The sequence below is a fragment of the Endozoicomonas sp. ALE010 genome (assembly GCF_049310165.1).
In the GTDB taxonomy this organism is placed as follows: domain Bacteria; phylum Pseudomonadota; class Gammaproteobacteria; order Pseudomonadales; family Endozoicomonadaceae; genus Endozoicomonas.
In genome coordinates this window covers 145,095-167,405 of sequence record NZ_JBLYNV010000003.1, presented here as the reverse complement: position 1 = coordinate 167,405, position 22,311 = coordinate 145,095, and the positions used below count along the sequence as shown (strand labels likewise).

Genomic DNA, 22,311 nt, shown 5'->3' with positions numbered 1-22,311 from the left:
CACGATGAGCCTGCTGGAAATAGCATTTTGTAGGTATATGCCGAGATATTTTCATATCAATGGGAAAATGACTGCGACTGTGCAAAACAGTTGCAGCATGGAAAGCGCACTTCATCGCCATTCGGCAACGCTTTCCCGGTTCAGAATCGGTATTGAATAAAATGTTAAAAAAATTTGGAATGAGGGAATTTTGTCTTGGGAAAGTGGTCAAATACTGAATACAATGAAAACAATTTAGTAATAAAGTACAAAAAAATGAATCCATTTTCTGATTACCTTTTTTTTTCCCCTGATACTTTTGGTTGGCCCACTGAAACAACAACATGTGATACCAAAGAGATCGGAATAACAAATGGGCTTTTTTATAATAAAAAAGTTAAAGCAACTGAATCGGCTGGTTCTGGCTATGTTACTGAAATGATCAAACGAAAAGATGTTTTTGATTCGCCCATTCGCTCAGTAATGGAGAAGACTTCTCCAATGTTTCCTAAGTTTGATGATATTGTCTCTACGTCTGCTAATAGCGAAGGAAATAAACGCCCACTATTTTCGAACCACGAAAATTGTAATAAATCTGGCAATATTGATATTTCCATAGAAACAAAACTGAATGAACCGGATGCTCAGATAGAAAATTCAACAAAGGTCTTGCACACTGTCAAGAAGTATTTTCAGTGTAATCAATGTGACAAGCGCTATAAACGAAAGTGGGATCTGGAAGAACATAGTCGTGTACACACTGGCGAAAAGCCCTTTAAGTGTAATGTATGCGAAAAGAGCTTCGGGTATGCCTTTAGCCTGAAAATACATACCCGCGCCCATACTGGCGAGAAACCCTATAAGTGTGAGCTATGCGACAAGGGCTTTGCCCAAAGCGCTGGCCTGAAAAGACATGCCAGCACCCATTCCAGCGCGAGGCCCTTTAAGTGTGGGGTGTGCAAAGAGAGTTTCAGTGAAGCCCGTGGCCTGAAATTGCATACCCGTATCCATGACGGCGTGAGACCCTATAAGTGTCAGTTGTGCGATAAAAGCTATATCCAGAAAAGTGGCCTGATTGACCACAACCGCCGCCTCCACTCCAGTGAGAAGCCCTTTAAGTGTGAGGTGTGCGAAATAAGCTATGCAATAAAAAATGATCTAACAAAGCACCAGAAATCTAAACGCCACTTGCAGACACTGGCTGAACTGTCATCAACCTGACCGACAGGCTCCCAGTCGCTGTCCTCTGGACAGGCAAACGGTAAAACCTGCTTTGCCTGTCCGGGAGCCCCGTTAGATCGGTCAAAAATTATGGAGAACTGTCGGTTATCTCAGAGGGTAAATGTAATTGTTTTACTTGGCCGCCCTGTAAAGAGCAAACAGGTTCCTGGCAAGTCCTTATGCCTGGTTGTGACAAATGTTAAAAAATTTGGAATGAAGGAATTTTTTCTTGGAAAATTGGTCAAATGGCAGATCTATCGAAAACAATTAGGTAATAAAGTACAAAAATGGACCCATTTTCTCATTACCTTTTTTTTTCCCCTGAGGATTTTAACTGGCTCACTGAAACAACAATATGTGATGCAAAAGAAATTGGAGTAAAAAATGGGATCTTCTGTGATAAAAAAGTTAAAGTGATTGAGTCGGTTGATTCTGGCTATATTGCTAAAGTGATCGAACGATACGGTGTTTTTGATTCACCCATTTGGCCAAAAATTAAGAAGACCCCTCCGCTATTTCCTAAGCCTGATGATCTTTACCATACGTCCGCAGATAGTGAGGTAAATAAACGTCCACCATCTTCGCACCTCGAAAATTGTGATAAATCCGGAAATGGTGATATTTTCACAGAAATAAAAATGAATGAACCGGGTGCTCAGATAGAAAATTCAACAAAGGTCTTGCACACTGTCACGAAGTCTTTTCAGTGCCGTCAATGTGAGAAGCGCTTTAATCGAAAGGTGAATCTGACAAATCACATGCGTATACACAAGGGCGTAAAGCCCTATAAGTGTCAGTTATGCAAAAGGAGCTTCACTCATTCCAGTAACCTGAAAATACATACCCGCCGCCATAATGGCGTGAAACCCTATAAGTGCGATCATTGTGACAAGCGCTTTACCCAAAGAAGTGACCTGAAAAAACATACCCGCATCCATACCGGCGAAAGGCCCTATAAGTGCGAGGTGTGTGACATGAGCTTCAGTATGGCCACTGGCCTGACACAACATACCCGCATCCATACCGGCGAGAGGCCCTATACGTGCAAGGTTTGCAAAAAGCGCTTCAGACTCGCCAATAGCCTGAGAAAACATAGTCTCATGCATGCCGGTGAGGATGGTACCTTTAAGTGTGAGTTGTGCGAAAAGAGCTTTAAACTAAAGAGTTATCTAATAAAGCACCAGAAAACCAAACGCCATTTGCAGAAACTGGCTGAACTGTCATCAACCACCAGGAAATACAGGTCGTTGTCCTCTAAACAGGCAAACGGCCGTTTATGAAAAACAATTATAAAATTTACGTCATCTTTGTGGCAGGGATATTGATGGACTCTGTTGATGATGCGATGATTTGCGCCTTTTTTTGTATCTGTCCTGAAATGGAGAGAGGAGATTGAGTTGAGCGCTAGTTCTGGAAAAGCATCCCTGGCCAATTGCAAGTTTGATCAGCAGCAGGAAACCGTATTATCTGCCTATCTGGCATCACGCCCTGGCGGGAAAAGCGGTCAGGTTATGACGCTGCCAGCCATCAAAGGCCTGATGTTTGCCATTGCCAACTCACCGGTTAATGTTCCGCCGGATCGTTGGATGACCCTGGCACTGGCGACTAACACACCGCCGTTTGAATCCCCACAGCAGGAAGATGATATCCGCCATATCCTGTTTAACCTGCTGGATAAAACCAGAAAGACCATCACGGGTGGTTTTGAGGTACTGCCGGAAGAGTGCCGGGCTGAAGATGTGTATTGTTCAGAATTTTCCCGCCTGCAGGAATGGGCGACAGGTTATGGGCAGGGCTGTCAATTGCTGATGGATGTCTGGATCCAGGTGCTGAAGCATCCCGGGGTTCAGCCTATGGAAGAGTCCTGGTCCAGTTGCATGGTGCTGCTGAACGTCTGGAGTCGTGCAGACAGCCTGCTGGAAAAAGCCAAAAAGAAAGATGGCCCGGATGTGAATAAGATGCTGCAGGCAATGCCAGCGGTGGCCCGGGAGATGGCGGTGATGTGTCACGATATTCGCGAGATCTGGCAAAAGGCGCTGGAAAAGCCCGCTCCGGTCAAGGTGACCAAAGTTGGCCGCAATGACCCGTGTCCATGTGGCAGCGGCAAAAAGCACAAGAAGTGCTGTGAAAAGGCTTAAAAGAAAGAACTGTTAACCACAAAGACATCAGGACACAAAGTAACGGCATTTTGATGGTAAGGAATTGGCCCGGAATAATTTGCACATTTCTGAGCTTCAAAACTACGTTCGTCCTGAGCCTGTCGAAGGGCGTGAACTCCGGCCTCATGTATTGTGCCAATCACCCTTCGACAAGCTCAGGATGAACGGAGATCGAGTTCAAAATGTCGAAATTATTTAAGGGCAATTCCTTACCTTCTGTTGCTCTCCTTTGTGTCCTTTGTGCCTTTGTGGTGCAAAAAAAGTCTTTTAAGTACGCCCGTCTTCCCCTTCGCCCACCGTACGCAGCCCGATATCTGATCGTTGTACGGTTACCCGCTCGCCCGGCAGTTCGGCTGGTGCTTTATAAAAGTGCAGTTCCCGTTGCGGGAATGGAATGGTGATGCCTTCCCGATCAAACCGGACTTTTACTTCACGGGTAATATCCCAGTATACATCCCAGTAGTCGTCTGTTTTTACCCAGGGACGAACGACAAAATCCAAGGATGACTCATTGAGGACATGCAGACGAATAACATGCTCTGGCGTTTTCAGGATTTTCGGATGGCTGCTGACAATATCTTCGAGAATCCCTTCTACCTGCTCAACATTGTCGCCGTAGGCAACCCCGAAGACCATATCCACCCGGCGGATCCGTTCTGAGGTGATGTTTTTGATGGTTTCTCCCCAGATCTTGGCATTAGGCACCATAAAGACCTGGTTATCGAAGGTGCGAATGGTGGTGTTGACCAGGCTCATCTTGCCGACTTTACCGGCAACACCGCCCGCCTCAACAAAGTCACCCACATCAAAAGGGCGGTAGATCAGGATCATCATTCCGGAGGCGAAGTTGGACAGGGTATCCTGCAGGGCAAAACCGATGACAATACCGGCAACACCGAGACCGGTCAGTACCGGTGTCAGGTCCAGACCCACCTGTGCCAGGGCGAACAGGAGGCCAAAGATGATCACCAGGTTACCACCAACATTGATAAAAAATTCCTGAACCAGTGTACTGAAACGGGCTTTTTTATGGGTGACGGCACGGGATATGCCCCGCCGAACCAGACGCGCTAACACTATCGCTGCCGCCATCAGAGCGGCAAACAGGAACAGGCGGGAGAGGATGCCACCCAGATTGGCTTTGAACCAGTGCGTCAGGTCGTCCCATAGCCCAACAATTACCGTGCGCAGCGTATCAATGTTAACCACGGCTTCGGCCAGATTGCCGGTTGCCTTGAAGATCAGTTCATTGTAATGATCCACCGGCAGTCCCTGTTCTTCCATCATCATCACGATCTGCCTCAGGTTGGTGACCGCGCTGCGCACCAGGCGATCCTGGGTGGCAATTTTACTTTCCAGAGAGCTTCGGGAATCCGCAGGAAGGGATTTCAGCTCGGTCTGTAACAGTTCTTTCTGACGGTTATTGCTGCGCAGGTAGGTAGCCATAAACTCGGCATAGCGGGTGATCTCATGGTCAAGTTTCTGCTGTAATGCGGTGGTATCAACCTGCCAGCTTTTCAGTAAATTCAGGTTATCCAGTCTTTCGCTCTGTAGCCAGTTGATATAGGCGTAAAAGTCATTGATATGGAACAGCACCAGTAATTGCTCGTCCGTTTCAGCCTGTTCGTATTGTTCAAACATTTTACGCAGGTCGGATGAGGCGGGGGTCAGTCGGGCTTCAAAAAAACGGTTTTCCGCGTTCACCACCTCCTCGCCCAGTTGCACGGCGGCTGTTGTATTAACGGCTTTAACCTGGTCCAGGAAGTTATTTACCCGTTGCGTGGTCGTGCGAATATCGGAGACGATCTGTTGCTGAATCAGGTCGCGGCTCATTTCTGATGTGGTTGCCTCCCAGCTGGCTTCCATCTGATGCACGCGCTTGCCGGTGGCTTTAATATCCGTTATTACCGCAGCATGAGCATCAATCAGCTCCGTTGGTAACGGTGGCTGGGGAGCGGTGATGTCGGCAAAGGTGTTGAAGGAAAAAAACACTAATATCCAGACAAGGTTTCTGAACATCGGAAGTCTCCGAAAGGAACATCAGACGCTGTTCCAGTTTAGGTGTTGATTGTTGGCGCTACGGGAAAATTTGTGGGCCAGAATTTTACCTCTGCTTTGTTTAAAGAGATATGCTGATGTAGCATTTTGGGCAAAATGCTGGTTCTGGAGGAGAGCAAAGGCTGGCAAAAGCCAGCCTTTGAAAGGTTATTTCAGAAGATCTCTTCCCGGTAGATGGCCATCTCCGTAGTAACATCAGTAAACAGTGTTGGCCCGACCCAGTTGCCTTCCGGAAGTCCGGCAGCCGTGCAGTCACTGCCGTCCAGCGGTGACAGGAATAAACTGTGAGCTTTCACTGGTGATGAATTCGCCATCGATAAACAGGGGGATTCTATTGGGCATGGGATTACCTGTCTTATTTTATGATTAAGCGTGTTCTTCCCTACCCAGAGGATCTGGCGTTGCCGGGCGCTCTTGCGGCCGCGCAGCAACTCCAGCTCCTTTGGGAATATAGCCAATACGTCTTAATGGCAGGCTCAAAGGGTTTGCCATTTGAGCCTTTCTTTCTATTGATAAACAGAGATGGCGGCTTTTACCGCTTCGCCGGGTGTGAACCTGTGGCCCTGTCTCAGCAGCGCAGATTCCAACGCTGAGAGACAGTGCAATACATTGGTTTGATTAGCGGCATACCCCATCAGGCCGATCCGCCACACTTTGCCGGCAAATGCGCCGAGACCTGCACCAATCTCCAGGTTATATTCCGCCAATAGTTGCTGTCGAACCGCAAGGTCATCGACACCCTCCGGTATAACCACGGCATTCAGCTGGGCCAGTCGCTCCTCTTCAGGAACCAGCATTTCCAGTCCCATGGCGGCCAGTCCGGCAACCAGTGCCTGATGATGCCGCTGGTGCCGCTGCCAGCTGTTGTCCAGCCCCTCTTCCTGCAACAGGTAGAGCGCTTCGTGCAAGGCGTATAATTGGTTGACGGGTGCCGTATGATGATAGGCTCTTTTGCCATCACCCCCCCAATAGCCCATAACCAGGTTCATATCGAGAAACCAGCTGCGTACCGGTGTTTTTCTGGCCTGGATTTTCTCCACAGCGGCTTCGCTGAAGCTGACCGGTGACAAGCCGGGAACACAGGACAGGCACTTCTGGGAACCGGAATAAACGGCATCGACTCCCCATCCATCGACTTCCAGCTCTGAGCCGGCCAGCGAAGTTACGGTGTCGACAATGGTCAGGCAGTTATGCTTTCTGGCCAGCTGACACAGTGTTTTTGCATCCGAACGTGCACCGGTAGAGGTCTCGGCATGAACAAAAGCCAGAACTTTGGCATCGGGGTGGGCGTTCAGTGTTTCTTCCACGGCTTTCGGGTCCACTGCACGCCCCCAGTCGGAATCGACGGTAATCGCGGTACCGCCCATGCGTATGACGTTTTCTTTCATCCGGCCGCCAAAGACACCGTTTATGCATACAATGACCTTGTCGCCTTCTTCGACCAGGTTGGCAAAACAGGCTTCCATTCCTGCCGAACCGGGTGCGGAAATGGGCAGTGTCAGCCGGTTGCTGGTCTTGAAGGCATATTGAATCAGTGACTTCAATTCATCCATCATCCGGATGAACTCAGGGTCAAGATGCCCAATGGTGGGTCGCGCCAGGGCTTCGGTAATTCTGGGGTGAACATCTGAGGGGCCGGGGCCCATCAGGGTACGTTTCGGGGGGTGAAAAGGGGCGATAGTCATAACTGCCTGTTATTCTCCATTTATGGGCACTGCTGTCGGGTAGAGCGTGCCAGTCTATTATTCTGGGGAAGCCTGACAGCAGAAGGCTTGTCAGGCAGGGCTTTCAGTCGATGTTGCTATTCGGCTCGCTTCAATAATACTACTTCGGGCAGCGGATATTCATCAACAACGACCTTTCCAGAGGACGGCATGATTTCCGCTTTGCCTTTCACAACGGTTTTACCATTCTGGTTGATCACATTGGTCGAGACGGTTGCACGCTTTCGTTGTTCATTGATTTCCAGAATTTCCAGCTCAACCGTTACCGTATCACCGACTTTTACCGGGCGCAGGAATTTTAGCTCCTGGCCCAGATAGATACCACCGGGGCCCGGCAGTTTTGTCGCCAGGGCACAGGAAATCAGAGAGGCGGTCCACATGCCGTGGGCAATACGACCTTCGAACTGGGTGGTTGCGGCAAATGCCTCGTCCAGATGAACGGGGTTAGTATCGCCGGATACTTTGGCAAACAGCAGAAGGTCTTCGTCGGTCAGTGTGCGTGTCAGGCTGGCCCTGGTGCCAATGGTTAATGCTTCAAATGGGATGTTTTCCAGCTTGCGCATAAGTACAGGCTCTATTGCTTTGTTAAAGTATGGGTAACTGTTTTGTCAGAACGGTCTGAGCGTATATTTTCATTGGCAATGATTATCGCACCTTTTGTGGACAGATGTTGCTTTTGTGGTCATTCCGTGCAGCTTCTTTTTGATAAACCAGGGGATCCTGTCTGAAATGGCAATAGAGTCGATCTTCAACGCTTTATTACCTGATGGCAGGTTTCTGAATCGAGTGTGATTTGACTGCAGGGCCCGGATTACTGTTTTCTCAATTTGCTTCTGTAATAGCGGTAATTGTTTGTCACTCACCCCATCAGATTGGAAATAAACTGGTTCTGCGCTGGTCCGCCGATACCTGAAGATTTGTCCATAGTTCAGAAATCGGCGACTTATGGATATTGTTAGCTGTGCTTTTCAAGCCAGGTGCACAGTTGATCAATCACTTCCTGATGGTTGGTTTCATGAAATAATTCGTGTCTGGCACCTGGGTATAGTGTCAATGTTGTATTGTTGTGCCCAGAACTGATCCATGCCGTTTGCAGGTTTTTTAAGCCATCCGGTGCGCTGACAGGGTCTTGGTCTCCCCCTATGATCAGCACTGGCAGCTGATGGTTGATTTTCTTTAACAGGCTTGTTGAACTGATTTCCTGCAGCCCCCCGAACAGGTCATGCCAGAGCTGGTTGCTGCAGCGAAAACCGCAAAGGGGATCCTTGACATATCGCATAACCGATTCAGGGTCGCGGCTTAACCAGTCAAACTCTGTCGTATTGGGTTTAAAGCTGTTGTTGTATCCGGCAAATGTCAGTTGGTGGATGACAGGGCTGTGCCCCATCACTCCCTGGCGCAGGGTTTCAATTTTAGCGACCAGCCGGGCGAGCATCAGCAATGGCTTTGCCACCAAGTTTGACCCGGAGAGAATGGCACCGGATATATTGGGGTTATGCCTGCCCAGATAGCTTTGCAGGATATAACTGCCCATGCTGTGACCCAGAAGAAAGCAGGGTAGAGTCGTGTGCTGGGCAAGGGTGTGGTCAACGACCCGTTTCAGGTCCTGAACCACATTATTCCACCCATCATGGTCACCAAAATGCCCCTGGCTGGACGTTTTATCTTTGTTGATGGTGGCACCATGCCCGCGATGATCATGGGCATAGACATGAAACCCTCTTCTGGTCAGCTGCTCCGCCAGCTGTTGGTAGCGGGCACTGTGCTCAGCCATGCCATGACTGATATGGAGCACAGCCTTTGGACTTTTTTTCGCCAGCCATTGGTAAACCGGAATGCGGTGGTGGCCTGACTGGCTGTTGATGGTTACCAGTGAAGGTGGTGATTCCGAGTGGTTCATACAGCGTCCTTGAATAGGCTTTTGGATTCATTATGCTTAACATCTGAATTGAATGGAAACTGGCTCGAGTATTTTCACGTTTATTTTATCAAAGTGTGGCTGAAGGTTGTCCGTAGTGATCACGGACAGTGCTTCTACCTCAATCATCTGTTCAATATCAAAAGAGGTGGCATCACCGGAGCGGTTATCGATCAGCTTGTATTTTTGCAGTGATAAAATCGTCCTCACTGACACATCACCGTTATCAAGAACTCTTGTTTCCGTTCTTATTTGTCTTTCAGGCATAGACAAACTGAGGTTTTTACCAATGAAATACAGATTTAATAAATTGTGGAAAATATTGGCAGATCGTTGGCTACAGAGAAAAGTTAAAATGTGTACCTGTTTATGAGAGCACAGGATCTTGTCAAGTTTTGCTTCAATCAGGGATTGGAATAGCTGTTCACGAGTATCACGGTCTGTAAGGTTCCCTGTGTCAAAGGTCATTTGGTCGATAATAACACCACTCTCCTCCCTTTCCTTGAATGAGCAGGTTTTTGTATTGCTGTAAATGCTAAGCAGGGGGCGGTCTGACGGAGAGTAAATGTCAATATTCATGCCTCTTAATAAATCATTGGAAAAAATGTCACTTAATTTCGTGTTGGAGGAGATTTCGAGATCTTTTTGATATTCTGTTTTCAGGTGCAGGTTGCACTCATCTAACTCTTGGTGCTCCAAATCGTCCATTGACATTGAGTAGTGGTTTTGTGACAGGTTGGTTAAATGTCTTTTAATACCCAGGCTGCTATTAATACAGGCTTCGACCTGATCAAAAATCGTGGTCATCGTTGTTATACTCCGGGCGGGATGGTCCTGGGTTGTTAAATGGTGTTCCACTGACTTTCTGTCATCTGTAAAGCGTTGAATAGCGCTGCCCGGGTTGTCACCGAATGTTATCAGGTAGTAATTTGTCAGGGTTTGCAGTTGCTCATCCCGGGATAATGTCAGCTCATTTAACTGGTTCAGAAATTTGCTCATTCTATTTGGCGAAAGAAGGCTGCCAATAAAAACCTTAATTGCTCTGGTTTCGGTAATATGCTGCCAAAGACGTATAAATTCCTTAACGGGTTTGGTCATGTCAGGATCCCCGGATAAACGAGGCGTACTCTTGCTGCAAAGGGGCGTTGCCCGTTTTCTCTGGAGCGATGACACAGGCCATCGCTGACTCACTACTGGCTGAAGAAGAGGTACCGATATCAATCGCTCAGAAAGATGGGTGCTCAGTGATGAATTTATGGGGCTTGAAGACTGTGGTTGTGCTGTCTTCAGTGGTTGTGCTTTATGGCTATCAGATGGTGGCGTGTAAGTGCCCGTTAGCAGGTGATTGCCGCTTATTCTGTCCATTGGCTTTTCTCTTGTGAATACTATTGTTCAGGCCTTCGTTGAAAGCAGGTTAGAAGTATTTACCGCAGGTCGTCTATCAGGAGCAGCAGAAAACTGATAACCTCAAAAAATTTTCCAATGCGATAGTCTGCAAGACAGGTTGAACAGTTTGCGAGCCAGTTTTTATTCTATACAGCTCCATCATGGATGTGGGAGGCGTACTCCATGACCACCGGTTTCTGGAAAGACAAGTACCCGCAAGGTATTCCTGCAACGATTGATGTTGGTCAGTATCGCTCAATTATTGATGTACTGGAGTACAGCACCCGTAAGTTTGCCAGCAAACCGGCATTCAGCAACATGGGGCATGAGCTGAGCTATTCCCGTCTTTATGAGCTCAGTGGGCATTTTTGCAGTTATCTGCAAAATCACACCGATTTGCGCCCCGGTGATCGTATAGCCATTATGCTGCCCAATGTCATGCAGTTTCCTGTGGCGGTCTTTGGTGCACTGCGTGCGGGATTGATTGTGGTAAACACCAATCCGCTCTATACCGAACGTGAGATGGAGCACCAGTTCCGCGATTCCGGTGCCAAGGCGCTGGTGGTGTTGGCCAACATGGCGCACATGGCTGAGAAGGTGGTTCCCAAAACGGCCATCAAGCATGTTGTGGTGACGCAGGTCGGCGATATGCTACCCACCCTTAAGCGGACACTGGTGAATCTGGTGGTCAAACACGTTAAGAAAATGGTGCCGGATTATTCGCTGCCATCGGCGGTGTCATTTACCACTGTTCTCAGTCGGGGAGCCTTGCACCATTGCACGGATATTCGCCGGGAAAATGATGATGTTGCCATCTTGCAGTATACCGGTGGTACGACAGGTGTCGCTAAAGGTGCCATGCTGACTCACCGCAATATTCTCAGCAATATGTTCCAGGTCAAGGCGCTTGTTGGGGGTAATTTGCGCGAAGGCGAGGAGCTGATTATTGCGCCATTGCCGCTTTATCATATTTTTGCTTTTACCGTGCATTGTATGGTGGCTATCTTGATGGGTGAGCATAACATGCTTATTACCAACCCGAGGGATATGAAATCCTTTATCAGGGATTTGACCGGTAAGCCTTTCAGTATGTTTATTGGTCTGAATACTCTCTTTGTCGGGCTAATGAACCAGGAAGCCTTCCGTCGTCTTGATTTCTCCTATCTGAAAAACACCATTTCCGGTGGTATGGCGCTGCAACTGGATACTGCGGAGCGATGGGAGAACCTGACCGGCAGTTGTATCTGTGAAGGTTATGGTATGACAGAAACTTCACCAGTGGTGACGATTAACCCACTGGGTAAAATCAAGCTGGGTACCATTGGTCTGCCAGTGCCGTCCTGTGAATTGAAGGTGGTTGATGCTGAAGATCAGGATCTGCCCATTGGTGAAGTGGGTGAACTCTGCATAAAAGGCCCTCAGGTGATGAAGGGCTACTGGCAGAGTGAGCAGGCCACTGAAGAAGCGATGCTGGATGGCTGGCTGAGAACCGGCGACATTGCCCGAATAGACGAGGAAGGTTATGTCACCATTGTCGATCGCAAAAAGGACATGATCTGTATCTCCGGTTTCAATGTGTACCCGAATGAACTGGAGGAGGTGCTCTCTGCCCACCCTGATGTCTCTAAGTGTGCCGTGATCGGGGTGCCCGATAAACGCTCGGGAGAGGCGATCAAGGTGTTTGTGGTGTCCAGTAATCCGGAACTGACCAAAGAAGAAGTGATTCACTTTTTCCGGCAAAACCTGACGGGCTATAAAGTACCCAAAATGGTTGAGTTCAGAGATGAGCTGCCCACGACCAATGTGGGTAAGATCCTCCGTCGTCATTTGCGTGATGAAGAGCTGGCAGCCCGGCAAATTTAATGAGTGGTTAGGGCCTGTTGACGTTTCGTTGCGCTGAGCACGCAACGAAACGTCAACAGGTCCTGGAATTCCTCTCAGGCGGCCATTCAGGCCGCTTGTCAAACTTATATAATCATCACTGATTCCATATAAACGGGAGTACCTGGGTGTCCGGCTTTTCCGATAAGCAACTGCGCCAGTCCATCAATCAATGCATGATACGCGATCGTTACCGCTTGCGTGGTCAATTGCGTCGGCTGAAACGGGATGATGAGGCAGGTCTGGAGCGGATTCAGAAAAAAATAGCGTCATCGCTGTTGCTGGTAGAGCAGCGACAAGCGGCTCTTCCTGACGTCCGTTATGAGCAGGCGCTACCGGTGATTGACCGGAAAGAGGATATCGCCAGGGCTATCCGTGAGCACCAGGTAGTGGTGATCGCCGGTGAAACAGGCTCAGGCAAGACAACCCAGCTGCCAAAAATCTGTCTTGAAGCGGGTCGTGGTATTTTTGGTACGATTGCCCATACCCAGCCCCGGCGACTGGCCGCCCGTTCCGTTGCCAATCGCATTGCTGAAGAGCTTGGGGGCGTGCTGGGGGAGCAGGTTGGTTACCAGGTGCGTTTCACCGATCACTCCACCGAAACTACCCTGATCAAGTTGATGACTGACGGTATTCTGCTGGCCGAGATCCAGAATGACCGTTTTCTTAACCGCTATGACACCCTGATCATTGATGAAGCCCATGAGCGCAGCCTGAATATTGATTTTCTTCTGGGCTATATCAAGCTGATTCTGCCTAAACGACCAGACCTGAAAGTCATCATCACGTCGGCTACCATAGACGTCGAGCGGTTTTCAAAGCACTTTGATCAGGCACCGGTGATCGAAGTCTCGGGCAGAACCTATCCGGTAGAGACATTATATCGTCCACTGGAAGATCTTGAGCTGGAAGGGCGTGATGCCGACCAGCGATTACAGCAGGGGATTCTGGGCGCACTGGAAGAGATTGACAGCCTTGAACGCGCAGGAAAGGGCAAACCACTGGGCGATGTGCTGGTGTTTCTCAGCGGTGAACGGGATATCCGGGAAACTCACCAGTTTCTCCGGGATGCCAAACTGCCCCATACTGACATTCTGCCACTGTATGCCCGCCTTTCTGCCGCTGAGCAGAACCGGATCTTCCAGGAACACTCCGGTCGTCGTGTTATTTTGTCCACCAACGTCGCCGAAACCTCGTTAACGGTGCCGGGCATTCGCTATGTGATTGACCCCGGTACTGCCCGTATCAGCCGCTACAGTGTCCGGTCAAAAGTCCAGCGGCTGCCGGTTGAGGCTGTGTCGCAGGCATCGGCCAATCAGCGTAAAGGGCGCTGTGGTCGTGTTGCCGAAGGTATCTGTATTCGCCTTTACTCTGAGGAGGATTTTCTTTCCCGTCCGGAGTTTACCGATCCGGAGATTCTCAGAACCAACCTGGCGGCGGTGATCTTGCAGATGTTGCGGATGGGGCTGGGCGATATCGCCGCGTTTCCGTTTGTTGATCCACCGGATGGCAAAGCCATTAATGATGGCTTCAAGCTGCTGCAGGAGCTGGTGGCGGTGGGTAAAGACCGGCGTATTACCCCGATTGGCCGACAGCTGGGGCAGCTGCCGGTAGATCCACGCCTTGGACGGATGCTGATTGAGGCGAATAACAATAATGCCCTGCATGAAGTGTTGATTATTGTCAGTGCCCTGGCGGCACAGGATCCCAGGGAACGCCCGCAGGACAAACAGCAGGCGGCCGATCAGCGACACCGTGAGTTTTATCACGATGACTCGGACTTCATGACATACGTGAATCTCTGGGAAGCCTATGAGGAACAGCGGCAGGCACTGTCCCAGAATCAGCTGCGCAAATACTGCAATAAACAGTACCTGTCTTTTATGCGCATGCGCGAGTGGCGCGACCTCCATCGACAGCTGACACTGGCCTGTAAAGACCTGCAATTCCGCTTGAATGACAGCCCTGCCAGCTATGGCGATGTTCATAAGTCACTGCTATCCGGCCTTTTGTCCCAGTTGGGCAGTAAAGATGATGAAGCGGATTATATGGGGGCCAGAAACCGGCGCTTCTATCTGTTTCCGGCATCGACGCTTTATAAGCGCAAGCCCAAATGGGCGATGGCGGCAGAGCTGGTGGAAACTTCCCGGCTCTTTGCCCGAACCAATGCCAAACTGGAGCCCCAATGGATTGAGCCGCTGGCAACGCATCTGGTGAAGCGGAACTATTTTGAACCCCACTGGGAGAAGAAACGTGCCCAGGTGGTGGCGTTTGAGCAGGTCACACTGTATGGATTGATCATTGTCGGCCGTCGTCGGGTGAATTATGGCCTGATAGATCCGGTGGTTGCCCGGGAGATCTTTATCCGTGAAGCCCTGGTTGAAGGGCACTTTGATTCCAAAGGGGCATTTCAGAAGCATAACCTGGCATTGATTGACGAAGTGGATGAGCTGGAAGCGAAGTCCCGCCGCCGGGATATTCTGGTGGACAGTGACACGCTCTACCACTTTTACGATGCCCTGATTCCTGCGGATATCTGTAACGGTGCGGGCTTTGAGCAGTGGCGCAAAGGGGCTGAACGACAGAAGCCTGATTTGCTCCACCTTACCAAAGAGTATCTGATGCAGCATGAAGCAGAGCATATCACCGTCAACAGATACCCGGATCGCTTCCGCTGGGAGGGGTTGGAGCTGCCGCTCAGTTATCACTTTGCCCCGGGTGAGACGGATGACGGCGTCACCCTGACCGTGCCGGTGGAGGCATTAAGGTTGCTGCCCAGGCATCGTCTGGAGTGGCTGGTGCCCGGTATGCTGTTCGACAAGTGTGTGGCCCTGGTTCGATCCATGCCCAAGCCGGTGCGCAAGAACTTTGTCCCTGTGCCTGACTTTGTCAACGGTGCTTTGGAATCGCTCTCTGCCTGTGACGAGCCGCTGACCGACATGCTTGGGCGGCAGCTGACCCGTATGTCCGGTGTGCGTATTCTCGAAGAGCACTGGAACACAGATAGCCTGGATGGACATTTGCTAATGAATATCCGGGTGGTGAATGAAGATGGCGATGTTATTGGCCAGGGGCGTGATTTAAATCAGCTCAGACAACAGTTCTCTGATCATGTACAGGACACCATCCGTAAGCTGGCGAAAAGTCATCTGGAGCAGGAAGGTCTGCTGGACTGGACCTGTGGCGAGCTGCCCCATGAAATTACCCGCAAAGCCGGAGGGCTGGTATTAAAGTCATACCCGGCCCTGGTTGACCAGCGTGATTCAGTGGCAGTTCAGCTATTTGAGAGTCCGGCGATGGCCGACTTTGAAAACCGCAAAGGGTTGACCCGACTGCTCAGGATCAGGCTGTCCACCCAGCTTAAGTTTGCCTTGAGTAAAATGGCCCGAGTGAAGGAAACCCTGTTGCTGGCGACCAATCTGGTGCATCAGAGTCAGCTGGAAGATGATTTACAGAGTTTGATTATCAGCGGCGTCTATCTGAATGATGACAACGGGCTGCCCAGAAACCGGGAGTCATTTCTGGCATTGCTTGAGCGGCATAAAGGCGACATTGTGCCTTTTGCCGAGAAGATCGATCCCATTGTTAATGAGATTTTTCGTATTGCCCAGGGGGTGAGTCGTCAATTGAAAGGAAAGATCAGCTTTGATCGGGCATTGTCGCTGGCTGATATCAAACAGCATTTACAAAGGCTGTTACGCCCCGGCTTTATGGCTGATGCCGGTAGGGAGTGGTTGAGCCACTACCCCCGATATTTTAGAGGGATTGAAGCCAGACTGGAGAAACTGCCCGCCCAGGTAAACAAAGATAGAGCGTGGACGGAAGAGCTGGCTGTACTACAGCAAAAATATGAAAAACGGCTTGATGCGCATCTTCAGCAGAAGATTGTTGATCCGAACCTGCAATTATTTTACTGGATGATCGAAGAGTACCGGGTTTCCCTGTTTGCCCAGCAACTGGGAACCCGTTTTCCGGTATCAGACAAACGTCTTCGTAAACTGTGGGAACAGGTTGAGGATATTTAAGCAAGGTTACTCCCTCGGGATGTCCCGGAGGGAGTATCAGTGAAATCAGAAGTCGTAGCGGATACCGGCCTGTAACTCGTCATCCGTGTTATCAATCTGCTGGAATCTGTAACCGGCGTAGGTTCGCAGGTTGCCATTGAACTTGTAAACTGCCTCAATGGCAAACTCGTCAATTGTGTCTACTGTTGCACCAGCCTTGGGGTCTACTTCCTGATAGTTGTAAACACTGGCCAGGGTAAGTTTCTTTACTGGTTTGTATTTAGCTGATATTTCGTAGCCGGTAATATCATTGTCAGCGTTGCTACCCAAGGTGTACAGGGCACCCAGGGTAATGTCGTCAATAGAGTATTGGACGACAAGATTAGCCTGGTCGTCGTCGTTGACCCCGCTGGTTTGGGAAACATAACCGGCACCAATATCAACTGAGCCAATATTGTAGAGGGCAGCAATACCGTAGCTTTCGGTATCTTTGGTGTTATCTTCATCCGCTGCGGTATAGTTGGCCTGAATGGTCAGGGCATCAAACTCTCCGGAATAAAGGAAGGTATTTTCGCGTTTGTCTTTGTTGCCATCAACGATATCTGCTGCTTCGGCACCAAATGTTGCCATAATATCAGTGATATCAGTCAGCAGTACCTGAGCCGAGTCTTGTTTGCCGTAGGAAAACTCTCCAAAAGAAGTGCCTAAACCTGCAAAGTAGTAACGATTAGTTAGTTCAGACTTGTCGTCAAACTGAGTCTCATATTTACCAAAGCCATACAGCTCTTCGGAGATCCGGGTTTTTCCGGTTATCTTTACGCGGGCGCGGGACTTATCTTTGAAAGAGTCAGTGTCGGCACTTTTATTTTCGTCAGAGATATTAAAACGGGCTTCTGCACGACCGCCGACTTTTAGCAAAGTCCCGTCTTCATCATAAACAGTTACAGCAAAAGCAGGGGTTGATGCCAGTGCGGTCAGAATGGTTGTAGTCAGTGCTGCGTTCTTCATTTTGCTTGTATTACCTTACTTATGTGGATGAACGTTCTGTTCATTAGATTGAGACCGTTATAGTAATTAGCAAAAATGAAAGAAAAATTTCTGTAAAGTTACGATTTTATTGCGATTTTATTTCTGTCTGATGAATTCGGGGGGGCGAGGCTTTGATCCGTCTACTTGATCCGTCTACGATGAGCGGTCGAGGGGGGGGCATTATGGATTGAGTCATTGATATCAGAGAACAATTTTCTTTCCCCTGAAAACCATCACCGTCTTAATTATAAGATTTTTGCATATTATCCATTATAAATAATTCAAACGGTTCTTTTCACCGCCTGAGCCTTGTCTATCCTTGCCTGATTTTGCAAGGCAACAGCTTTGATATCCCAACCTGTCGTTCAGCCAACGGTGAATGGGGGGCTATGGGCCAATGGCACTGACTTAGGAGTTGTCTGGAAATAACTTCCCTATTTTCATTGCCTGACTCCGTTCGGACTGAGCTTGTCGAAGTTCGGTGGCACGACCCTTCGACAAGCTCAGGGTGAACGGAAATCGGGAACTTATTAAAAGACAATTCCATAGAGCGGCAAAGGACAAGCGAGAGCGCGAGCACGTTTATAAAATATCCGGGTTAAGTAGTTGGTTAACTACTTACGATGCCCTGATTCCTGCGGATATCTGTAACGGTGCGGGCTGTGGGAAGTGGTGCAAGGGGGCTGAACGACAGAAGCCTGATTTGCACCACCTTACGTTTGAAAGTCCGGCGATGGCCGACTTTGAAAACCGCAAAGGGTTGACGCGATTGCTCAGGATCAGGCTGTCCACCCAGCTTAAGTTTGCCTTGAGTAAAGTGGCCAGATTGAAAGAAACCAGGTTGCTGGCCACTAATCTGATGAAGCAGAACCAGCTTGAAGATGATTTGCAGAGTTTGATTATCAGCGGCGTCTATCTGAATAAGGACAGTGAGCTGCCCAAAAAACGTGAATCATTCATGGCATTGCTGGAGCAGCCCAAAGGCGACATTGTGCCTTTTGCCGAGAAGATTGATCCCATTCTTAATGAGATCTTTCGTATTGCCCAGGGGATTAGCCGACAACTGAAAGGTAAGATCAGTTTTGACCGGGCCCTGGCCCTGGCAGATATCAAGCAGCATGTGCAAAGACTGTTACAGCCGGGGTTTATGACGTCAGCGGGTATGGAGTGGCTTAGCCATTATCCTCGTTATTTCAAGGCGATTGAGGTCAGGTTGGAGAAATTGCCAGCCAAGGTAAACCGTGATCGCGCCTGGACGGAAGAGCTGACCGCTCTGCAGCAGAAATATGATAAACGCCGAGAGGCTCATTATCAGCATAAGGTGATCGATCCAAATCTTCAGCAATTCTATTGGATGATTGAAGAGTACCGGGTTTCCCTGTTTGCCCAGCAGCTGGGCACTCGTTTTCCGGTATCGGACAAACGACTGCGGAAATTGTGGGAAGAGGTGGAAGCGATTTAATTCATCAGTGTTTTCTCACCAATGTTATCAAGGAGTCACGGTAAATGTGTCAAGCATGGGCCTGATCAATATATCGGCCCTTGATAGGTCTGGTTAATGAGTACGTGTTATTTGATCTGTCATAACCTGTAGATGTTGTTAAGTCCGACAGGCTACTACTCTGCCGGTTGATGCCCGGCAGATAATTCAGATCAGGGGCTGGCCACAGCGGTTATGGCCAGGCAATCATCAGGCAGGTTGTGCTTCTTTTTCATCGCGGATTTTATCGACAATGGCAGTGGTTGAGCAGTTCTCCAGGAAGGCCAGCACTTTCACTTCACCACCGTATTCATGAACAATCGGAGCACCGACCACTTCATCCAGTGAGTAGTCGCCACCTTTTACCAGTACATCCGGCTTGATTGCCTGAATCAGATTTTCCGGGGTATCTTCATCAAAACTGACAACCCAGTCCACCGCTTCCAGGCCAGCAAGTACTGCCATTCGGCGGTCCACCGGGTTAATCGGGCGTCCTTCACCTTTCAGGCGGGTGACAGAATCATCGCCATTAATGGCAAGAATCAGCCTGTCCCCCTGCTTGCGTGCCTGCTCCAGGTAGCCAACATGGCCAGCATGGAGGATATCAAAACAACCGTTGGTAAAAACGATCTTTTCGCCGTGAGCCCGGGCATCTTCAACCGCAATCATCAATTGCTCGGCAGATACCGCACCTCTTTCAGCACCCAGCTCCCGGTTCACTTCACGTCTCAGTTCGGGCATGGAGACGCTGGCGGTGCCTAGCTTGGCCACAACAATGCCGGCGGCAATATTGGCCAGACCGGCAGCCTGGGGCATGTCACAGCCAGCGGCCAGGGAGGCGGCCAGTACCGAGATAACCGTGTCGCCTGCACCTGTTACATCGAAAACTTCTCTTGCCCTTGCCGGGTAGTGGACTTCAGGTTCATTTTCCCGGATCAGGGTCATGCCGTGTTCACTGCGGGTAATAAGCAGTGCTCCCAGCTCAAGGTCTTTTAACAGTTGTTGACCTTTGCTGACCAGCTCTTCTTCGCTGCGGCAGGGGCCAGCAATTGTCTCAAACTCTTTCAGATTGGGCGTTATCACCGTGGCACCACGATAACGCTCAAAGCTGCTGCCTTTGGGGTCCACGAGAACGGGAATATTATGGGATCGGGCCAGGCGAATCAGTTGCTGACAGCCCTGCAGAGTTCCCTTGCCGTAATCAGAAAGGACAATGGCGCTCAGGTTATGGATAAGCTGGGCGGCCTTTTCTTCAATCACATCGGGACTCAGACCATCAAAGCTTTCTTCATGATCCAGGCGAATCAATTGTTGATGCTGGGAAATGACCCGTAATTTGGTAATGGTTGGCGCACCGGGGATTCGGGCAAAGCAGCAGTAAATGCCAGCGGCCTCCAGTCGGGTCTGAAGGACGTCGGCGGATTCATCGTCACCAGTTGCCGCGATAACCCATGCCGGTGCGCCCAGTGTGGCAATATTGAGGGCAACATTGCCCGCTCCGCCCGGACGGTCTTCTATCTGTCCGACTTTAACTACAGGCACCGGAGCTTCCGGTGAAATCCGGGAGGTGGCACCATGCCAGTATCGATCCAGCATGATATCGCCAATTACCAGGACTTTGGCCAGATCAAAACGGGGAATCGTCAATTTCATCAATGAGGTCCAGTCAGCTTAATGGCAGTTGGTTAACTACTTACCATACCACAGCCGTGCAATATGCACCTTAAAGTCAGTTGACGGATATTTTGGCAAAGGCTGTACAGCGTGTGCTGGTACACCTTATACGCCTTGTTTCGTGTTTCCGGATCGGGGGCAGTGCAGCTGTTTTACGGTAAATTGGCGACTTTACCATAGATGTTTTCTGCTGCGTAAGTGAGAAATAATATTAATCCTGTGACGTCAGATGGTCGTCGTACTCCTCGACACTCGCCTCATCATTGTCAGCCTGGATATCCTGGCATTTAGACAGGTATTTTTGCAGTTTATTATTCTGGGAGTCTTTAAGCTCAGTGGCGTATTGAGGGTTATGTTCAAGTAATGTTTTGAGCTTAGCTGCATCATTGCGTTCGATCAGCAAAGCGATTTGTTTGGCAAGGGATAGTGTTTTTTCTGAGGGATTTTCTAATTTATAGGAACTGGCAGGGGCTACGGCTGGTGATGGTTGAGCTGATGCAGATGATTGGGGTTCTTTTGGTTTTGATGATTTTGCCGATTGCTCGCTCAAGCTATTCAGCAGAGATTTTAAGGTTCTCTTTTGAAATTTTTCAAGGTTATCCGATTGAACTCCTTTTGGTTTTGGGCAATAAGTTAGCCTTGCCGGATTCAGCCTGGGCCTTTTGAACAACGCATGGTAGGGGTGGCTTTCAGCCAGCGACTTTGAGAATGCGGCGATTAATTTGAATGGCGGGATGTGGCTGGATTGTGTTTTTATGCAGGGAATAACAAGGGTTTTATCCTGACTTTTCCATAATCCCAATGTCTTGAAGAGTATGGCAATGTCACAATTATCATCACTGGTATCAGGGCAAGTTGAGTCAGTTTGAGCCTGAACACGTTTTGAGGTCGCAGGATGATCATAAAAAGTACAAATTGTGGAGAGCAATGCCCCAATAAAATCCGCAGTGGTATGACATGTTTTAAAAGGGTCATCAGGTATAAAAAACTTAGCATCCTGGTGGGAGATAGTCTCAGTAATTATTTCACTTACTTTTTTATGTCTGAAAGCGATCGATAGTTTATAGGTGCTATGTTCGCTGAACATTATTAGTACGTTAGTATTATCAGGTGGAAATAATTCTGGCATTAAAATGTGCTTTGGCATGTTGGAGACTCTGCGGGTTGCCATATTCAACGTACCTGACAGAAAAGCCTCGGCAATGTGTGCTGGATTTTCCCTGTCAAACCTGCCCAGTTGAATTGATCGGAGTATTAATGCTCTTTTGCATTTGGTCATGAACTTGATGAGTTCCTGAAACATTAAATTTCGTGGGTAGTTCGTCGAGATTACTTGCCACTCCCGAATACATGCTTGCAACTCATTGGGCAGAGAGCTTTTCGCAATGTCATTATTTTGAGGGCCTTTTAGCGATATAGAAGAACCAGAGCCAGAAGATGCAAGTATTGTTGTGTCGGCGCTACCGGGAAGCACAGCTCTTGCTTCAATGTCAGTGGTTCTGGTGGATGTTATGTCATTGGAGCCGGACTGGCTGGATGTATGCGTCTGACATGTTGCCACTGTTCGGTGAGGAGAAAAAACACATTTGGAGCTATCAGAAGCGGGTGCTAAAGGCCGGGTTAGCTGATTGGCAGGCGCTGCCGAGACGTTTGCCGGGTTGGTGCTTGGATATGTTTCCATTGGAAATGCCTGTTTAAGCTCAAGATACGACCAGTACATGGTTTGAATTTAATTGATGAGTTCCTTCTATCAATGGCTCCCAAGCTCCGTTCATCCTGAGCTGAGCCGAAGGGCACC

Annotated in this window: 14 protein-coding genes and 1 pseudogene; 6 read left to right on the top strand and 9 right to left on the bottom strand. The window is 49.1% G+C overall.

What is annotated here, in order from left to right:
* The first annotated feature begins 195 nt into the window (after positions 1-195).
* The 3 genes from ACO6UY_RS02820 to ACO6UY_RS02810 all read left to right on the top strand — a co-directional run bounded on the left by ACO6UY_RS02820 (position 196) and on the right by ACO6UY_RS02810 (position 3,338).
* Complete coding sequence (locus ACO6UY_RS02820) at positions 196-1,200, top strand: C2H2-type zinc finger protein (RefSeq protein WP_422489004.1); 1,005 nt, start codon at positions 196-198, stop codon at positions 1,198-1,200.
* 287 nt (positions 1,201-1,487) lie between these two features.
* Entirely contained in the window at positions 1,488-2,480 is a 993-nt protein-coding gene (locus tag ACO6UY_RS02815; protein ID WP_422446487.1) for a C2H2-type zinc finger protein, read from the top strand.
* A gap of 117 nt (positions 2,481-2,597) precedes the next feature.
* Positions 2,598-3,338 (top strand): UPF0149 family protein, encoded by a 741-nt coding sequence (locus ACO6UY_RS02810; RefSeq protein ID WP_422489003.1) that lies wholly within the window; start codon positions 2,598-2,600, stop codon positions 3,336-3,338.
* Between the two features lie 288 nt (positions 3,339-3,626).
* Here the strand turns inward: ACO6UY_RS02810 and ACO6UY_RS02805 are convergent, their stop codons facing one another.
* The 6 genes and pseudogenes from ACO6UY_RS02805 to ACO6UY_RS02780 all read right to left on the bottom strand — a co-directional run bounded on the left by ACO6UY_RS02805 (position 3,627) and on the right by ACO6UY_RS02780 (position 10,424).
* A complete protein-coding gene (locus ACO6UY_RS02805; protein ID WP_422489001.1) occupies positions 3,627-5,378 on the bottom strand; it encodes a mechanosensitive ion channel family protein in 1,752 nt (583 codons plus the stop codon).
* Positions 5,379-5,572: 194 nt separating this feature from the next.
* Positions 5,573-5,683 (bottom strand): annotated as a pseudogene (locus ACO6UY_RS02800) (aldehyde dehydrogenase family protein); the annotation flags it as partial.
* Positions 5,684-5,923: 240 nt separating this feature from the next.
* Positions 5,924-7,102, bottom strand: coding sequence for a pyridoxal-phosphate-dependent aminotransferase family protein (locus tag ACO6UY_RS02795; protein WP_422446481.1), 1,179 nt, complete (start codon positions 7,100-7,102; stop codon positions 5,924-5,926).
* A 116-nt stretch (positions 7,103-7,218) separates the two neighbouring features.
* Positions 7,219-7,704: a MaoC family dehydratase gene (locus tag ACO6UY_RS02790; RefSeq protein ID WP_422446479.1), complete on the bottom strand. Its 486-nt coding sequence runs from the start codon at positions 7,702-7,704 to the stop codon at positions 7,219-7,221.
* A 392-nt stretch (positions 7,705-8,096) separates the two neighbouring features.
* A complete protein-coding gene (locus tag ACO6UY_RS02785) occupies positions 8,097-9,041 on the bottom strand; it encodes an alpha/beta hydrolase (RefSeq protein WP_422467381.1) in 945 nt (314 codons plus the stop codon).
* Between the two features lie 36 nt (positions 9,042-9,077).
* Positions 9,078-10,424 carry a hypothetical protein gene (locus tag ACO6UY_RS02780; protein ID WP_422467379.1) on the bottom strand — a complete coding sequence of 449 codons (1,347 nt, stop codon included), beginning with the start codon at positions 10,422-10,424 and terminating at the stop codon, positions 9,078-9,080.
* 204 nt (positions 10,425-10,628) lie between these two features.
* Between ACO6UY_RS02780 and ACO6UY_RS02775 the strand changes: the two genes are divergently transcribed.
* On the top strand, positions 10,629-12,308 hold the full coding sequence (locus tag ACO6UY_RS02775; RefSeq protein WP_422446473.1) for an AMP-binding protein: 1,680 nt from the start codon (positions 10,629-10,631) through the stop codon (positions 12,306-12,308).
* Between the two features lie 146 nt (positions 12,309-12,454).
* The gene (hrpA, locus tag ACO6UY_RS02770) at positions 12,455-16,351 is read left to right on the top strand and encodes an ATP-dependent RNA helicase HrpA (RefSeq protein WP_422488999.1); all 3,897 of its coding nucleotides are present in this window, start codon (positions 12,455-12,457) and stop codon (positions 16,349-16,351) included.
* 45 nt (positions 16,352-16,396) lie between these two features.
* Here hrpA and ACO6UY_RS02765 read toward each other — a convergent pair whose 3' ends face one another.
* Positions 16,397-17,338, bottom strand: a complete 942-nt coding sequence (locus ACO6UY_RS02765; protein ID WP_422467375.1) for a porin — start codon at positions 17,336-17,338, stop codon at positions 16,397-16,399.
* 502 nt (positions 17,339-17,840) lie between these two features.
* Here ACO6UY_RS02765 and ACO6UY_RS02760 point away from each other — a divergent pair.
* The gene (locus tag ACO6UY_RS02760) at positions 17,841-18,821 is read left to right on the top strand and encodes a DUF3418 domain-containing protein (RefSeq protein WP_422446467.1); all 981 of its coding nucleotides are present in this window, start codon (positions 17,841-17,843) and stop codon (positions 18,819-18,821) included.
* Positions 18,822-19,049: 228 nt separating this feature from the next.
* Here ACO6UY_RS02760 and hldE read toward each other — a convergent pair whose 3' ends face one another.
* Positions 19,050-20,492: a bifunctional D-glycero-beta-D-manno-heptose-7-phosphate kinase/D-glycero-beta-D-manno-heptose 1-phosphate adenylyltransferase HldE gene (gene hldE / locus ACO6UY_RS02755; RefSeq protein WP_422488997.1), complete on the bottom strand. Its 1,443-nt coding sequence runs from the start codon at positions 20,490-20,492 to the stop codon at positions 19,050-19,052.
* A 232-nt stretch (positions 20,493-20,724) separates the two neighbouring features.
* Entirely contained in the window at positions 20,725-22,194 is a 1,470-nt protein-coding gene (locus ACO6UY_RS02750) for a hypothetical protein (protein ID WP_422459472.1), read from the bottom strand.
* Between the last annotated feature and the right edge of the window lie 117 nt (positions 22,195-22,311).

Bases quoted from the DNA above. Each gene is read 5' to 3' on its own strand.
- hldE (WP_422488997.1), bottom strand. From the start codon at position 20,492: ATGAAATTGACGATTCCCCGTTTTGATCTGGCCAAAGTCCTGGTAATT.
- ACO6UY_RS02785 (WP_422467381.1), bottom strand. From the start codon at position 9,041: ATGAACCACTCGGAATCACCACCTTCACTGGTAACCATCAACAGCCAG.
- ACO6UY_RS02805 (WP_422489001.1), bottom strand. From the start codon at position 5,378: ATGTTCAGAAACCTTGTCTGGATATTAGTGTTTTTTTCCTTCAACACC.
- ACO6UY_RS02775 (WP_422446473.1), top strand. From the start codon at position 10,629: ATGACCACCGGTTTCTGGAAAGACAAGTACCCGCAAGGTATTCCTGCA.
- ACO6UY_RS02780 (WP_422467379.1), bottom strand. From the start codon at position 10,424: ATGGACAGAATAAGCGGCAATCACCTGCTAACGGGCACTTACACGCCA.
- ACO6UY_RS02815 (WP_422446487.1), top strand. From the start codon at position 1,488: ATGGACCCATTTTCTCATTACCTTTTTTTTTCCCCTGAGGATTTTAAC.
- ACO6UY_RS02750 (WP_422459472.1), bottom strand. From the start codon at position 22,194: ATGGAAACATATCCAAGCACCAACCCGGCAAACGTCTCGGCAGCGCCT.
- ACO6UY_RS02765 (WP_422467375.1), bottom strand. From the start codon at position 17,338: ATGAAGAACGCAGCACTGACTACAACCATTCTGACCGCACTGGCATCA.
- ACO6UY_RS02790 (WP_422446479.1), bottom strand. From the start codon at position 7,704: ATGCGCAAGCTGGAAAACATCCCATTTGAAGCATTAACCATTGGCACC.
- ACO6UY_RS02795 (WP_422446481.1), bottom strand. From the start codon at position 7,102: ATGACTATCGCCCCTTTTCACCCCCCGAAACGTACCCTGATGGGCCCC.